Genomic DNA, 14,612 nt, shown 5'->3' with positions numbered 1-14,612 from the left:
GGCGGGGGGACGGTGGGAGACGGGAGAGGTGGGCACCTTCACTGCATGCCTTCCTGGGTGCGATGACGGGGACGTGGCTGTACGGGGAGCCGGCGCAGGAACAGCCGGACGCCGTGCAGCCGGATCGCGGCGGATACCACCGCGGTGGAGAAGGGGTGGCGCAGGAACAGCCGGAGCAGCTGGGCGGGCGTACCCGGACGCCGGGTTCCGCGTACGGTCGCGGTGAACGGGCGGGCTTCCGCGCGCTCCAGATGGACCGTCAGGTTCAGCCGGGGGCCCGGCTCGGGCAGCCGCATCCGGTAGGCGCCGTCCACCGGGAAGAACGGCGAGACGTAGAAGTCCTTGGCGGTGACCGCGCGGCCCGCCTCGTCCGTCCGCAACAGGTAGGCGTGCCGCTCCCCGTAGGTGTTGTGGACCTCGGCGACGACGCAGAGCGGGGTGCCGTCCTGGCGGTGGCACCAGTAGACGGTCAGGGGGTTGAACACATGCCCGAGCACACGGGCCTGGGTGAGCATGGTGACGGCTCCGCCGCCGAGTTCCACGCCCTGGGCCAGGAGGAACCGTTCGAGTCCGGCCCTGACGGTGGGCGCCGTGCCGCCGAAGTGGTCGCGGGCGTCGAACCGGGCGAGCGGGCGCAGGAGGTGCGGCAGCCGTGGCGGGCGGTCCGGGTCGATGAGCCACAGATAGGTGCGGTGCCGCAGGGCGTATCTGCGGGGCGCGGTCCTCACATGGGTGATGGTGCACGGGTAGAGGGCGTTCACCGGATCACCCCCAGCGCCTCGGCGGCCCGCACACCCGACCGGCAGCCGTCCTCGTGGAACCCCCAGCCGTGGTAGGCCCCCGCGAAGGCGGTGACCGGCCCGGAGAGTGCGGGCAGCCCGGCCTGCGCGGCGACCGACTCCGGGGTGAAGACGGGGTGTTCGTAGAGCGCCCTGGCCAGAACCCGGTCCGGGTCGACGCGGTCGGCGCCGTTCAGCGTGACGACGAAGCGCTCGGGCGCGTCCAGACGCTGGAGGCGGTTCATGTCGTAGCTGACGGTCACCCGGTCCGCGTCGGCGGCGCAGGACGGCATCAGATAGTTCCAGGAGGCCGCGGCGCCCCGGCTGCGCGGCAGCAGCGAGGTGTCGGTGTGCAGCAGTGTGGGGTTGCGGGAGTAACGGAAGGCCCCGAGGGTGCGCCGCTCCTCGTCGGTGGGGTCGGCGAGCAGCCGGAGCGCCTGGTCGGGGTGGGTCGCGACGACCACCGCGTCGTAGTCGTCGGTGGCGCCGTCCTCCGTGACGATCTCCACGCCGTCGCTGTGCCGGCGCACCGCGCGGACCGGGGCGGACGTACGCACGGAGTGCACCCGCTCCGCGACGCGGTCGACGTACGTACGTGAGCCGCCGGTGACGGTCCGCCAGACCGGTGAGTTCCCGACGGAGAGCATCCCGTGGTGCTCCAGGAACGTGAAGAGGTGGCGGGCCGGGTAACGCATCGCCGTCGCCGGGTCGCAGGACCACACGGCCGAGACCATGGGTGTCAGGAAGTGGGTGCGGAAGTAGCGGGAGAACCGGCCGCGCGCCGCGAACTCGCCCAGGGTCATGGCCCCGGTGTCCTCGGGCAGCGTGAGCAACGCCCTGGCCGCGCGGTGGAACCGTGGCACCTCGGTCAGCATCCGCAGATACGGGCCCCTGAGCAGCGACCCCGGCCGGGCGAACAGCCCCGCGGCGCCGCGGGCGCCCGCGTACTCCAGTCCGCACCCCTCGCAGCGGACGGACATGCTCATCTCCGACTCCTGCGTGGCGACGCCGAGTTCGTCGAAGAGCCTGAGCAGATGCGGGTACGTCCGCCGGTTGTGCACGATGAACCCCGAGTCGACACGGTGGGTCCGGCCGTCCGACGACCTCAGGTCATGGGTGTGCGCGTGCCCGCCGAGCCGCTCGTCCGCCTCCAGGAGCGTCACCTCGTGCGCCCTCCCCAGGATGTGCGCGGCGGTCAGTCCCGCCACCCCGCTGCCCACCACGGCTGTACGCCGTCGCTCCCGTGCCAATTCGGGCTCCTTCCGGTGTCGCGTGCCTGGCCGGGGCCCTGTCGGAGTGCCCCTCAGAGGTCATTCGGGGCGGTGGACACGGTGGATTGGCCGATGACCGGATTTCCTTCGTCGGGGTGAACGACCAATCCGCCGGGCGGTCGGCGCCGAACCCCCGGTGTGAGCACAGACCGAGACGTTTCGCAGAAGTACGGGGCCACCGGGTCCCGGCGGTCCCGCTGGGCGCGCGCCGCGTTCGCCGCGCTCAGCGGTCTGATCGCCGGGTTCACCGCCCTGTGTGTCGCCGAGCTCGTCGCCGCCGCCGTACGTCCCGAGGCGGGTCCGGTCGCGGCCGTGGGCGGGGCGGTCATCGACCGCACTCCCCCGGCCGTCAAGGACTTCGCCGTACGGAACTTCGGCACGAACGACAAGCTGGTGCTGCAGCTCGGCATCCTCGTCCTGCTGGCGCTCTTCGCCATGGCGGTGGGGATCCTCGCGCTGCGCCACCGGCGGACCGGCGCCGCGGCCGTACTGGTCTTCGGTGTGGTCGGGGCGGTGTCCGCGGCCGGACGGCCGGAAGGACGTCCGGGCGATGCGCTGCCCTCGGCCGTGGGCGCGCTGGTGGCCGCGGGAGTGCTGTATCTCCTCGCGGGTCGGCTGGCGCCGGCCGCCGCCCCGTCTCCCGCGGCGGGTGAGACGGGCGGCGGCGTGCCGGACGGCGGGGCGCCGGACAGCACGGTGCAGGGCAGCACGGTGCAGGGCAGCACGGTGCAGGGCAGCACGGTGCCGAGCGCCTTCGACCGCCGCGGGTTCGTGATCGCGGCGACCGCGGCGGCGGCGGCCTCGGCCGGTGCGGGGCTCCTGGGCCGAGGGCTCCAGGCGTCCCAGCTGGCCGGGGCGGCCGCTTCACGCGAGGACATCACGCTCCCGCCGCCCGCCTCACCGGCGCGCCCCATCCCCTCAGGAGCGGGTCCTGACATCCGGGGTCTGAGTTCCTTCGTCACCCCGAACAAGGACTTCTACCGGGTGGACACCGCCCTGGTGGTCCCGCGCGTCGACGCCGACCGGTGGCGGCTGCGGATCCACGGCAAGGGGGTGACGCGACCCGTCACCCTCAGCTTCCAGGATCTCCTGAAGCGTGAGCTCGTCGAGCGCGACATCACGCTGACCTGCGTGTCCAACCAGGTCGGGGGCCCCTATGTGGGCACGGCACGGTGGATCGGCGTACGCCTGGCCACCCTGCTGAGCGAGGCCGGGGTCAGGCCACCGTCGAAGGGCGGCTCCGCGGATCAGATCGTGGCGCGTTCCGTGGACGGGATGACGATCGGCACCCCGGTCGAGGAGGTCATGGACGGCCGGGACGCGCTGCTCGCGGTCGGTATGAACGGCGAACCGCTGCCGTTCGACCACGGTTTCCCGGTCCGGATGGTCGTCCCCGGCCTGTACGGCTATGTCTCGGCGTGCAAGTGGATCCAGGACATCGAACTCACGACGTTCGACGCCTACGACGCCTACTGGGTCAAGCGCGACTGGTCGCGCAGGGCTCCGATCAAGACCCAGTCACGCATCGACACGCCCCGCCCCTTCGCCGCCCCGCGGGCGGGGACCGTGCCGGTCGCCGGTGTCGCCTGGGCCCAGCACCGGGGCATCGCCCGGGTCGAGGTCCGGGTCGACGAGGGCGAGTGGCACACCGCGAAGCTGGCCGCCGAGGCCGGCCGTGACACCTGGCGCCAGTGGGTGTGGGAGTGGCCCGCCACGACCGGCCACCACACCCTCCAGGTCCGTGCGACGGACCGCACCGGCGCCACACAGACCGACAAGCGGGTCGGCACCGTCCCCGACGGTGCGACCGGGTGGCACTCGGTGGTGGTCGACGTGCCCTGACCGTCCCTTGCGCACCCCGTGCCCCCTATCCAGATCCATCCCCATCAGTAACGATTCACCCAGGAGATCCTCATGAGCAACCGTCACCTCCGCCGCATCGCTGTCGCCGCCTCCGCGGCCGCCATGCTGCCCCTCGCCCTGACCGCCTGCTCCAGCGACTCGGACACCTCCGCTTCCGGCTCCGACTCCGGTGCGGACAAGGCCTCGTCGTCGAGTGCGCCGGCCGAGGACACCCAGCCCATGGACGAGCCCTTCGGCCCGGGCTGTGCGACGGTCCCGAAGACGGGTGCGGGCTCGTTCGACGGCATGGCGCAGGACCCGGTCGCCACGGCCGCGTCCAACAACCCCGCGCTGTCCACGCTGGTCACGGCCGTCAAGAAGGCCGACCTCGTCGACACCCTGAACAGCGCCGAGAACATCACGGTGTTCGCCCCGACCGACGACGCGTTCGCCAAGATCCCGAAGGCCGACCTGGACAAGCTGCTCGCGGACAAGGCCGAGCTCACCAAGGTGCTCACCTCGCACGTCGTGGGAGAGAAGCTCACGCCGAAGCAGCTGGAGAAGGGTTCCTTCGACACCCTGGCCAAGACGAAGCTGACGACGTCGGGGTCGAAGACGTCGTACACCGTGAACGACTCGTCGAAGGTCGTTTGCGGCAACGTCCCGACCGCCAACGCGACGGTCTACATCGTGGACACCGTTCTGATGCCGAAGAGCTGAGCCGGCGCCTCCGTCGGGGCGGTGACCACCGCCCCGACGGAACCGCAGAATTCGATCGCCAGGAAAACTACACATAAGGGACATGTAAGAGCACACTGGTGTGGAGAGCTGATGACCGTGTCATCTGACCGCGGTCGCTCCAGCAAGTGCGAAGGAGAACATCCTCATGAGTAACATCTCGCACACCGGAAGGGACGTTTCCGGACACACCGCGAGGGACCTCTCCGGACATCCCGACGCCGAGGAAATGCGAGCGCGCCACAACCGTGTCATGAGCGGCGGCCGCACCACGGCCGGCGCGGACGCCCCGCTGTTCCTGGCCGGTCTGTTCGCCGCCGTCTCGCCGTGGGTGCTCCACTTCACCGCGAACCAGCCCTCCCTGGTGGTCCACAACGTCGTCATCGGAATCGCGATAGCCCTGCTGGCGCTCTGCTTCACCGCCATGCCGGAGCGGATGACCGGGATGAGCATGGGCATCGTCGCACTGGGCGCATGGCTCATCGTGTCGCCCTGGATCGTGGGCCAGAGCCCGGACATGGGCGTCATCCTCACCAACGTGATCGTCGGTGGTCTGACGGTTGTGCTGGGCGCAACCTGCGCAGGACTCTCGATCATGAACAAGAAGAAGAAGGCCTGACGGGAGGCACCTCACGGGTGGCCAGGGGCACGCATGCCCCTGGCCACCCGTCGTCAGGTCCGCGTCCGGACGGCGCTCAGCCCACCGAGCTGTACGCCACCACACCCCGCAGCACCGCGTCGACGGCCTTGCGGGCGTTCTTCGCGACGGAACTCCCGTCCCGGGGCGCGGCTGCCGCGATCTGGCCGAGTACGTCGATGACCTGCTTGCACCAGCGCACGAAGTCGCCCGCCGGCATCTCCGCCTCGCGCAGGACCTCGTCCAGCGTCCGGCCCGAGGCCCACATGTAGACCGCCCAGGCGAAGCCGAGGTCGGGCTCGCGCTGCCCGACCCCTTCCGTCTGGCTGATCTTGAAGTCCTCCTCCAGGGCGTCGAGACGGCCCCAGATACGGATCATCTCGCCCATCGCGGCCTTCGCGGGACCCGAGGGCAGCTTCGGCGCGACCGCGTCGTCCGCCTGCCGCGCCTCGTAGACCAGGGCGGACACGCACGCGGCGAGCTCGGCGGGGTCGAGACCCTCCCAGACGCCGTCCCGCAGGCATTCGCTGGCCAGCAGGTCGAGCTCCCCGTAGAGCCGTGCCAGCCGCCGGCCGTTGTCGGTGACCTCGCTGCCCCGGAGGTAGTCGAGCTCGGTCAGGAGCGCCACGATGCGGTCGAAGGTCCGGGCGATGGTGTTCGTCCGGCCCTCGATACGGTGCTCGAGCTGCCGTGTGTCGCGCTGCAGCCGGTGGTAGCGCTCGGCCCAGCGGGCATGGTCCTCGCGCTCGTCGCACCCGTGGCAGGGGTGCGCCCGCAGCTCCGCGCGCAGCCGGGCGATCTCCCGGTCGTCGGCGGCCGCGGCCCGCTTCTTGCGGTGCCGGCCCGGGTCGACGTGCCCGGCCTTGCTCCGCAGCGCGGAGGCCAGATCCCGGCGGGACTGCGGTGAGCGCGGGTTGAACGACTTGGGCACCCGCATCCGCTCCAGCGCCTCGACCGGCACCGGGAAGTCGATCTGGGCCAGCCGCTTGACCTGCCGCTCGGCGGTCAGCACCAGGGGGCGCGGACCGTCGTGGTATTCGAGCCCACGATGGCCGTTGGTCCGGCCCGCCGAGAGTCCCGGGTCGAGGACCAGGGCGAGCCCGGCGAACTTCCCGGTGGGCACATGGATGACATCACCCGGCTTCAGCTTCTCCAGGGACGAGGCGGCGGCGGCCCGCCGCTGGGCGGCGCCCTGCTTGGCCAGCTCCGTCTCACGGTCCTTGAGATCGCGGCGCAGCCGCGCGTACTCCTCGAAGTCCCCCAGGTGGCAGGTCATGCCCTCCTTGTAGCCTGCGAGCCCCTCCTCGTTGCGCTGGACCTGCCGGGAGATCCCGACGACCGACCGGTCGGCCTGGAACTGCGCGAAGGAGGTCTCGAGCAGCTCGCGCGAGCGGTGCCGCCCGAACTGCTGGACGAGGTTGACCGCCATGTTGTACGAGGGCCGGAAGCTGGAGCGCAGCGGATACGTACGCGTCCCCGCGAGCCCGGCGAGCGCGCCCGGGTCCATCCCCCGCTGCCACAGGACGACCGCGTGGCCCTCCACGTCGATGCCCCGGCGGCCGGCCCGCCCGGTCAGCTGGGTGTACTCGCCGGGGGTGATGTCGGCGTGCTGCTCGCCGTTCCACTTGACCAGCTTCTCCAGCACCACGGAACGCGCGGGCATGTTGATGCCGAGCGCCAGCGTCTCGGTCGCGAAGACCGCCTTGACCAGGCCGCGGACGAACAGCTCCTCCACGACCTCCTTGAAGGTCGGCAGCATCCCCGCGTGGTGCGCGGCGATGCCACGCTCCAGGCCCTCGATCCACTCGTAGTACCCGAGGACATGGAGGTCCTCGGGGGGAATGGACGCCGTACGCTCCTCGACGATCTCCCGCACCAGCCGGCGCTTGTCCTCGTCGTTCAGCCGGAGCCCGGCCTGAAGGCACTGCTGGACGGCCGCCTGGCAGCCTGCCCTGCTGAAGATGAACGTGATGGCGGGCAGGAGTCCCTCGGCGTCGAGCCGGTCGATGACCTCGGGCCTCGACGGGGTCCAGATCCGGCTGCGCCGGCGTCTCTCACGCTCCCGGTCCGCCTCACGCACCATCTTTCCGCGCCTGCGCTCACGCGGGTCGTATCCGCGCTGGTTCTCCATCCGGGCGAGCCGGACGAGATCCGGACTGACCTCGCGCCGGCCGGTGCCCCGGCCGCCGTGGTCGGTCTCCTCCTCGAAGAGGTCGTACATCCGGCGTCCGGCCATGACGTGCTGCCACAGCGGCACGGGCCGGTGCTCGGAGACGATCACCTGGGTGTCGCCCCGGACGGTGTCCAGCCAGTCGCCGAACTCCTCGGCGTTGGACACGGTCGCCGACAGTGATACCAGGGTCACGGACTCCGGCAGGTGGATGATCACTTCCTCCCACACGGCGCCCCGGAAACGGTCGGAGAGGTAGTGCACCTCGTCCATGACCACGTAACCGAGGCCGGTGAGGGCCTGGGATCCCGCGTACAGCATGTTGCGCAGGACCTCGGTCGTCATGACGACGACGGGTGCGTCGGCGTTGACGCTGTTGTCACCGGTGAGCAGACCGACCTTGTCCGCGCCGTAACGCCGGACGAGATCGGTGAACTTCTGGTTGGACAAGGCCTTGATGGGCGTGGTGTAGAAGCACTTGCGGCCCTGTTCCAGGGCCAGGTGCACGGCGAATTCACCGACGATCGTCTTGCCCGACCCGGTGGGGGCCGCGACCAGCACTCCCTTGCCGGCCTCCAGGGCCTGGCAGGCCTCGATCTGGAACGGGTCCAGACCGAATTCGTACATCTCGCGAAAGGGCCCGAGGGCCGTGGCCTGCTCGGCCGCACGGACGCGGGACGCCTGGTATCGCTCAGCTGGTGAGAGGTCCTCTGTCATCGTGATACGAGCCTACCCGCCCCGTATGACAGTCAGCCCGATCTTTGTTCTCACGGTGCGAGGACCCGGACCGCACCGGGTACGCAGGTGGCGCGGACGGGCAGCGCGCCCAGCGGCTCACCGTCCGCGTAGGCGGTGACACCGGCCGCGACCAGCTCTATCGACGACACCCGGTGCACGGTGACCTTCGGGTGCCCGATGTGCGTGCCCCGGTACACCTTCGGGAAGACCTTGAGGAGGGTGGTCCGGCTGCAGTCGCCGACCACGGTCACGTCGAAGAGGCCGTCGTCCATGACCGCGTCGGCGCAGATGCGCATGCCGCCGCCGTACGTCGTGCCGTTGCCCACGGCGATCAGCGTCGCCTCGATCTCGGCCGGGGGACCGCCGTCGAAGCTCACGCGGTACGGGACCGGCCTGAAGGAGGCCAGCTCGGCGAGGATCGCCAGGTCGTACTTGAAGCGCCCGCCCACCCAGCGCATCCGGTTCCCCCGGTCGTTGACCCGCGAGTCGAAGCCCGAGGCCAGGACGGAGCCGAACCAGCGCTCCTCCGTCCGCCCCAGGTCGATCGCGCGCGCCGTGCCGGCCTGGAGCACCTCGGCGGCCACCCGCCCGGCGGCGGCCGGATCACGGATCGGCAGCCCGAGTGCGCGGGCGAAGTCGTTCCCGGTGCCGACGGCCACGGCACCGAGCGGGGTCGAGGTCCCGGCGACGGCCTGGAGGGCGAGGGACATCATGCCGTCCCCGCCCACGGCTATCAGGGCACCGGTGCCCTGCGCCACCGCTTCCCTGGCGCGGCGCAGCGCGTCATCGGCGTCCTCGCCGAGAACGGTGCGTACGGAGAAGCCCGCGTCCCGCAAGGCGGAAGCGGCCGGCTGCGCGGCACGCGCGCCCCGGCCGCTTCCGGCGGTGGGATTGACGAAGAGGGTGATCTCGCTGGTCACCAGCGGACCCTACAAGGTCGGACGATGTCGTCCAAGGTCAGGTGATGTCGTCGTAGCCGTTGAGCCGGCGTGACCTTCCGCCGTCCGCCTCACCGTCCGACTGCTCGGGCAGGGCCGGCCTCGACACCGGTTCGACCGCGCCGACCGATTCGGGCGTGAGGTCCAGACTCGACGCCTCGTCGTCGTCGAGCTCGGCGTCGGGGTTGGCACGCCGCCTGCGCTTGTCGTTGAGGAGCGAGAAACCGACCGCGATGAAGTAGAGCACCGCGAGGGGGCCCGCGAGCAGCAGCATCGAGATGGGGTCCCCACCCGGGGTGGCGATGGCCCCGAAGGCGGTGAGACCGACGATCATGCCGCGCCACCAGCGCAGCATGCGGGCGCCGGAGAGGACCCCCGTCATGTTGAGAAGGATGAGCAGCAGGGGCAGTTCGAAGGCCAGACCGAAGACGATCACCATGCGGGTGATCAGGTCCAGGAAGTCGTCGAGCGGCAGCAGGTTCTTCACGTTGTCGGGGGTGAACCCGAGCATGATGTCCGCGGTCTCCGGCAGGATCGTGTACGCCAGGTAGGCCCCGGCCACGAAGAGCGGTACACCGGCCGCCACGAAGGTGATCGAGTAGCGCTTCTCCTTCTGATGCAGGCCGGGGGCGACGAATCCCCACAGCTGGTACAGCCACACCGGGGTGGCCACCAGCACGCCTGTCATCAAGGACACCTTCAGCGCGATGGTGAACGGCGACAGCAGACCGTTGGTGGTCATCTCCGCGCACGGCCGACCATTGATCATGGTCACGGCGCCGTTCTTGCAGCCGACCGAGTCCAGGATCGGCTTCATCAGGAACTCGAAGATTTCCTTCTGGAAGAACGCTGCCACGATCACGGCGACGATGATCGCCAGGACCGACTTCAGCAGCCGGTTGCGCAGCTCACGCAGGTGATCGAGGAGGGGCATCCGCCCCTCGTCGTCCTTATCCTGCTTGCGGGCAGACTTGAGCAACCCACTTCCCTCGTCTCGTACGACAGCTTCCGGCGGTGCGGATCAGCTGTCAGCTCTGGGTGGTGGGCTTGGGCTCACTGACCGGGCGGGAGCTGGTGACGTCTCCCGGAGCGGCCTGGATGGTGCGCGCGGTGGCGTCGGCCGCGGTGGTGTCCGCGACGTTCTCCGTGGTGGGCGCCGCGGGCTCCGTGTCGTCCTTCTTCATGGCCTTGGCCTCGCTCTTGAGGATGCGGGCCGACTTGCCGAGCGAACGCGCCATGTCGGGAAGCTTCTTGGCACCGAAGAGCAGCAGGACGACAGCGATGATCAGAACGATCTCTAGGGGCTTCAGATTGCCGATCATGTGCGACTTCCTTCTCACTGAGGCGTCTGGGGGGTGGGGCTCGCTACCCGTTCGACCGGACAGTTGTCCGGCCCGGCGCTGGCAGCGATCGTAACCCGCAGGGGTAAACGTGAGGCAATGCCTGTGCGTACTCCCGCTTGCGGCCCACACCTCCCTGCCTGGGCCGCTCAAGAAGCGTACCCCCCGGAACCATGAATCTGGAGGCCGCGCCCGGCTATCGCAGGGCCTCTCCCGTGTCGGCGAGGGTGGTGGCCGCTCGTTCGAGATCCTCCGCCGCTCGGTTGATCCGCCGCGTCGTCGCGGCGATCTGTCCGGAGAGCCGCTGGGCCTCGACGAAGACCTTGACGGCCAGCACACCGAGCACGGCGAGGCCGGCGAACCCCAGAGCGATGGCGAGCATGGGCCAGAACATGGACGGATCCTCTATGTCTCTCGTCACCGCAGGGCGGTGTGCAGGCGCAGTGTCCGTACCCCGCCACCGCTGAGAAGCTCGACGATGCGCTCCCCCGCCGGCTTGCGGACAGCGGAGCCGCACGCGGGACACGTGAAGGAGTAGAAGGTCGTACGGCGGCTGGCGCCGATGGCCAGCCGCAGCGCACCCGCCGCGAGCTCGAACCGCTCACGGCAGTCGGGGCAGGCGGCCCGGAAGCGCACGGCGTCGGGCACCGCGACCGGAACCGGTCCGCTCCGCATGCCCGGTATCACGGCCATGCGCCCTTCCTCCCGTCGATGCACCGGTGGCCCCCTCTCAGAGCGCGCCGTCGTAGGCGGCCAGTGCCTCGCTCGCCGCCAGCCGGGCGCTCTCGGCCAGCTCGGGAGGCGAGGTGATGCGGCCTTCGCCGCCCAGCCGCAGGGCGAGCCTGCGCAGGGAGGCCGGGTCGGGGGTGCGCAGGGTGATCCGCAGGCCACCGTCGGGCAGTTCGTCGGCGCTGTCGTGCGGGTAGTACTCGGCGACCCACCGGCCACCGGGGCCGACCTCGATCACGACCTCCGGGTCCTCGGCCGCGGGCTGCACAAGCCCCTCGGAGAGATCGCGGAGCTCCAGCTCGGGCGGTGCGGAGGGCGCGTCCAGCAGTCTGATCTCGGCGACCCGGTCGAGCCGGAACGTACGCCGTGCCTCGGTGAGCCGGCACCAGCCCTCCATATAGGTGTGGCCGACGGCGAACAGCCGGATCGGGTCCACCTCGCGCTCGGTCAGCTCGTCGCGCGCGGGCGAGTAGTAGCGCAGCCAGAGACGGCGCCGCTCCGAGATCGCCCGGTCGACGTCGGCGAAGACACCGCCCTCGGACTCGAAGGTGACCGAGAGCCGCGAGCTGGCGGCCCCCACCTCACCGGCCGCCGTCTCCAGCTTCGCCGTCGCACGCACCAGCGCCTGCCGGTCGCTCTCCCGCAGACCGGGGAGCGTCGCGACGGCACGGGCCGCGACGAGCAGTGCGGTCGCCTCGTCGGCGGCGAGCCGCAGCGGCGCCGCGACGTCGTCCGGGTTGTGCCACCAGATCCGGTCGCCGTCGGTGTCGATGTCCAGCAGGTCGCCCCCGCGGAAGCTGGTCCCGCACATGGGGAGCACATCCAGGTCGGAGATCAGCTCGTCCTCGGTGATCCCGAAGGCCCGTGCCACGTCCTGGACGTGCGCACCGGGGCGCTCACGCAGGTAGGTGACGAGGGAGAGCATCCGCCGGGTCTGGTCGATCGCGTTCGTGGCCACGAGTACGGGTCCCCTCAGTCCTTGGCCACGGCGCGCAGCCGGTCCATCACGTCGGCCCGCAGATCGGCGGGCTCGCTCACGATCACATCCGGCCCGAACTCCACGAGCCAGGCGTCGAGGCCGTGTCCGTACGGGATCTCCAACTCGTCCCAGCCGTCACCGCGTTCCCGCACGGAGAGGGCGCGGGAGCGCAGCGGATAGCCGGAGCCGCTGCGCAGCCTGATACGGGCGGTCCTGGTCGCGGTCTCCCCCGCCCAGCTCTCCACGGTCTCCCGGACGGTCACCGCGTCCGGGACCCGGGCGGTGAAGGCCCCGGTACGGGAGCGGACCCGGCCCGAGATCCGCGACAGCCTGAAGACCCGCTCGGCGCCACGGTCGCGGTCCCAGCCGGCCAGATACCAGTGGCCGCGCCAGCATTCCAGCGTCCAGGGCTCGACCTGGCGCTGTTCCGGGCGGGCTGCGTTGCCCTTGCGGTAGTCGAAGGTGACCGGGCGGCGGTCACGGCAGGCGAGCATCAGCGGCTCGAAGGCGGCCTCGTGGACCGGGATACGGGGTTCGAGAGCGCTGTGCACCTCGTAGGCGTCCTGGGTCTCCGGCATGCCGGCGGCCCGCAGCTTCTGCAGGGCGCCGCTGGCCGCACCCGCGAGACGGGCCTGTTGCCAGACCTTGGCGGCGAGCCCGAGAGCGGCGGCCTCCTCGGCGTCCAGGGTGATGGGCGGCAGCCGGTTGCTGTCGCGGCGCGCGAGATAGCCGGTGTCGCCGTCCAGGTTCTCCACGGTCTCGATGATCAGGCCGAGTTCACGCAGATCGTCCTTGTCGCGCTCGAACATCCGGTTGAAGGAGTCGTCGGAGCCCGCCTCCAGGTAGGCCTCGATGGACCCGCGGAGTTCACGCTTGCTGAGCGGGCGCCGGGTACCCAGCAGACACAGTGCCAGGTTCATCAGCCGTTCGGCCTTGGCAATCGCCATCGACGCCCTTTCTCGACGTGCTCTGAGACCGTCGACGGTACCGCTCCGGGGTGTCCGGACCAAAGCGAGGGCCCGCGCCTTGCGGCACGGGCCCCAGCCTGCTGTGAACGGACGGATCAGACCCCGACGAGGTCACAGACGAAGATCAGCGTCTCGCCCGGGGCGATACGGCCGCCACCGGCGCCACGGTCGCCGTAGGCGAGGTGCGCGGGGATGGTCAGCTGGCGACGGCCGCCGACCTTCATGCCCTGGACGCCCTTGTCCCAGCCGGCGATGACCTGGCCGGCGCCGAGCTGGAACTGCAGCGGGGTGCCGCGGTTCCACGAGGCGTCGAACTCCTCGCCGCTGGAGAAGGACACACCGACGTAGTGCACGGAGACGGTCTGGCCCGCCTGAGCCACCGGACCGTCGCCCTCCCAGATTTCCTTGATCTCCAGGTCGGCCGGCGGCTCGCCACCCGGGAAGTCGATCTCGGGCTTCTCGATGCTCACGTGAACTGCTCCTCTTGACTGTGAACTGGGCAACCGGGACAGTCTTACATCTTTGTCAGGATGTCCACGGACCATACGAGCGTCGACTTGGCGGGAATGGTCTGCTGTGCCTGGTCACCGAAGCCCTGGTCCGGCGGCATGACGAGCAGGACGCGGCTGCCGACCTTCTTGCCGACGAGACCGGACTTCAGTCCCTTGACCGTGATCTGCGCGAGCGGGAAGCTCGCGACCTGGCCCGAGTCGTAGGTGCTGTCGAACTTCTTCGCACCCTTCCACACATAGGCCTCGTAGTTCACGACGACCGTGTCGCTCTCCTTCACGGCCTCCCCGTCGGACTCGATGACGTAGTTGGAGACGAGCTTCTTGGGCGGGTCGCTCTTGGGGATCGTGACCTTGGGAGCCTTGCCGTCGGTGTTGTCGCCGACCTTCGGCAGGTCGATGTTGTCCTGGGCGACCGTGCTGCCCTTGGGGGTCTTCGGGACCGCCTTGCCGCTCAGCACGTCCACGACGAAGACGAGCGTGGCGTTGGGCGGGATGTCCTCGCCCTGGCCCTGCTCCCCGTACGCGAGATCCGGCGGGATGGTCAGCTTCACACGGCTGCCGGCCTTCTGGCCCACGAGCCCCTGCTCCCAGCCCGGGATGACCTGCCCGGCACCGAGGATGAGACCGAACGGCTGCTTGCGGTCGAAGCTGTTGTCGAACGGCTTGTCCGAGTCCCACGCCTGACCGAGGTAGTTCACCTCGGTCGCGTCACCGTTCTTCAGCTTCGCACCGTCACCCTCACTGATGACCTCGGTCTTCAGCTTCTTGGGTGGATCACCCGCGCCCTTCGACAGCGTGGGCTTCTCCCCGAACTTCTCCCCCGCGGTGATCGCGGGGACCTCGCTCTTGGAAGTGGAGTCGGAGGCCTTGTCGTCGCCGCAGGCCGCCGTGGACAGCAGCAGTAGGGGGACGACGAGAAGGCCGGCAAGTCGGCGCACTGGTTCCTCAGATCTCAGACGACACGTAAATGG

General features: G+C 70.3%; 15 protein-coding genes. 3 read left to right on the top strand and 12 right to left on the bottom strand.

Features of this window, described 5'->3' with window-relative positions:
- Positions 1 to 38: 38 nt before the first annotated feature.
- Complete coding sequence (locus OG623_RS29110; protein ID WP_406150511.1) at positions 39 to 761, bottom strand: DUF1365 domain-containing protein; 723 nt, start codon at positions 759 to 761, stop codon at positions 39 to 41.
- Complete coding sequence (locus tag OG623_RS29105; RefSeq protein WP_406150509.1) at positions 758 to 2,029, bottom strand: NAD(P)/FAD-dependent oxidoreductase; 1,272 nt, start codon at positions 2,027 to 2,029, stop codon at positions 758 to 760. Before OG623_RS29105 ends, OG623_RS29110 begins: the two co-directional genes overlap by 4 nt.
- Positions 2,030 to 2,188: 159 nt before the next feature.
- Here OG623_RS29105 and OG623_RS29100 point away from each other — a divergent pair, with 159 nt between their 5' ends.
- The 3 genes from OG623_RS29100 (at position 2,189) to OG623_RS29090 (ending at position 5,249) form a co-directional block, all read left to right on the top strand.
- The gene (locus OG623_RS29100; protein ID WP_406150508.1) at positions 2,189 to 3,892 is read left to right on the top strand and encodes a molybdopterin-dependent oxidoreductase; all 1,704 of its coding nucleotides are present in this window, start codon (positions 2,189 to 2,191) and stop codon (positions 3,890 to 3,892) included.
- 72 nt (positions 3,893 to 3,964) lie between these two features.
- Positions 3,965 to 4,612 carry a fasciclin domain-containing protein gene (locus OG623_RS29095; RefSeq protein WP_406150507.1) on the top strand — a complete coding sequence of 216 codons (648 nt, stop codon included), beginning with the start codon at positions 3,965 to 3,967 and terminating at the stop codon, positions 4,610 to 4,612.
- 166 nt (positions 4,613 to 4,778) lie between these two features.
- The gene (locus OG623_RS29090; protein ID WP_406150506.1) at positions 4,779 to 5,249 is read left to right on the top strand and encodes an SPW repeat protein; all 471 of its coding nucleotides are present in this window, start codon (positions 4,779 to 4,781) and stop codon (positions 5,247 to 5,249) included.
- Positions 5,250 to 5,325: 76 nt separating this feature from the next.
- Here OG623_RS29090 and OG623_RS29085 read toward each other — a convergent pair whose 3' ends face one another.
- The 10 genes from OG623_RS29085 to OG623_RS29040 form a co-directional block, all read right to left on the bottom strand.
- On the bottom strand, positions 5,326 to 8,154 hold the full coding sequence (locus tag OG623_RS29085; protein WP_406150504.1) for a DEAD/DEAH box helicase: 2,829 nt from the start codon (positions 8,152 to 8,154) through the stop codon (positions 5,326 to 5,328).
- 50 nt (positions 8,155 to 8,204) lie between these two features.
- Complete coding sequence (locus tag OG623_RS29080) at positions 8,205 to 9,095, bottom strand: diacylglycerol kinase (protein WP_406150503.1); 891 nt, start codon at positions 9,093 to 9,095, stop codon at positions 8,205 to 8,207.
- Between the two features lie 37 nt (positions 9,096 to 9,132).
- Entirely contained in the window at positions 9,133 to 10,092 is a 960-nt protein-coding gene (tatC, locus tag OG623_RS29075; protein WP_406150502.1) for a twin-arginine translocase subunit TatC, read from the bottom strand.
- Positions 10,093 to 10,141: 49 nt separating this feature from the next.
- Complete coding sequence (gene tatA, locus OG623_RS29070; protein ID WP_406150500.1) at positions 10,142 to 10,435, bottom strand: Sec-independent protein translocase subunit TatA; 294 nt, start codon at positions 10,433 to 10,435, stop codon at positions 10,142 to 10,144.
- A gap of 214 nt (positions 10,436 to 10,649) precedes the next feature.
- Positions 10,650 to 10,847: a hypothetical protein gene (locus OG623_RS29065; RefSeq protein WP_406150499.1), complete on the bottom strand. Its 198-nt coding sequence runs from the start codon at positions 10,845 to 10,847 to the stop codon at positions 10,650 to 10,652.
- A gap of 23 nt (positions 10,848 to 10,870) precedes the next feature.
- Complete coding sequence (locus OG623_RS29060; RefSeq protein ID WP_406150497.1) at positions 10,871 to 11,146, bottom strand: hypothetical protein; 276 nt, start codon at positions 11,144 to 11,146, stop codon at positions 10,871 to 10,873.
- A 37-nt stretch (positions 11,147 to 11,183) separates the two neighbouring features.
- Positions 11,184 to 12,140: a helix-turn-helix transcriptional regulator gene (locus OG623_RS29055; protein ID WP_406150496.1), complete on the bottom strand. Its 957-nt coding sequence runs from the start codon at positions 12,138 to 12,140 to the stop codon at positions 11,184 to 11,186.
- A gap of 14 nt (positions 12,141 to 12,154) precedes the next feature.
- The gene (locus OG623_RS29050; RefSeq protein WP_406150495.1) at positions 12,155 to 13,108 is read right to left on the bottom strand and encodes a helix-turn-helix transcriptional regulator; all 954 of its coding nucleotides are present in this window, start codon (positions 13,106 to 13,108) and stop codon (positions 12,155 to 12,157) included.
- A gap of 116 nt (positions 13,109 to 13,224) precedes the next feature.
- Positions 13,225 to 13,599, bottom strand: a complete 375-nt coding sequence (locus OG623_RS29045) for an FKBP-type peptidyl-prolyl cis-trans isomerase (protein ID WP_406150493.1) — start codon at positions 13,597 to 13,599, stop codon at positions 13,225 to 13,227.
- 44 nt (positions 13,600 to 13,643) lie between these two features.
- Complete coding sequence (locus OG623_RS29040) at positions 13,644 to 14,579, bottom strand: FKBP-type peptidyl-prolyl cis-trans isomerase (RefSeq protein ID WP_406150491.1); 936 nt, start codon at positions 14,577 to 14,579, stop codon at positions 13,644 to 13,646.
- Between the last annotated feature and the right edge of the window lie 33 nt (positions 14,580 to 14,612).

Source organism: Streptomyces sp. NBC_01012 (genome assembly GCF_045162755.1).
In the GTDB taxonomy this organism is placed as follows: domain Bacteria; phylum Actinomycetota; class Actinomycetes; order Streptomycetales; family Streptomycetaceae; genus Streptomyces.
Note: the sequence above shows the minus strand (reverse complement) of the source record. Positions and strands in the feature narration are given on the sequence as shown.

What these genes read in the sequence shown, in the direction of transcription:
- OG623_RS29095 (WP_406150507.1), top strand. Translation starts at nt 3,965, where the DNA reads ATGAGCAACCGTCACCTCCGCCGCATCGCTGTCGCCGCCTCCGCGGCC.
- OG623_RS29090 (WP_406150506.1), top strand. Translation starts at nt 4,779, where the DNA reads ATGAGTAACATCTCGCACACCGGAAGGGACGTTTCCGGACACACCGCG.
- OG623_RS29085 (WP_406150504.1), bottom strand. Translation starts at nt 8,154, where the DNA reads ATGACAGAGGACCTCTCACCAGCTGAGCGATACCAGGCGTCCCGCGTC.
- tatA (WP_406150500.1), bottom strand. Translation starts at nt 10,435, where the DNA reads ATGATCGGCAATCTGAAGCCCCTAGAGATCGTTCTGATCATCGCTGTC.
- OG623_RS29065 (WP_406150499.1), bottom strand. Translation starts at nt 10,847, where the DNA reads ATGTTCTGGCCCATGCTCGCCATCGCTCTGGGGTTCGCCGGCCTCGCC.
- OG623_RS29060 (WP_406150497.1), bottom strand. Translation starts at nt 11,146, where the DNA reads ATGGCCGTGATACCGGGCATGCGGAGCGGACCGGTTCCGGTCGCGGTG.
- OG623_RS29050 (WP_406150495.1), bottom strand. Translation starts at nt 13,108, where the DNA reads ATGGCGATTGCCAAGGCCGAACGGCTGATGAACCTGGCACTGTGTCTG.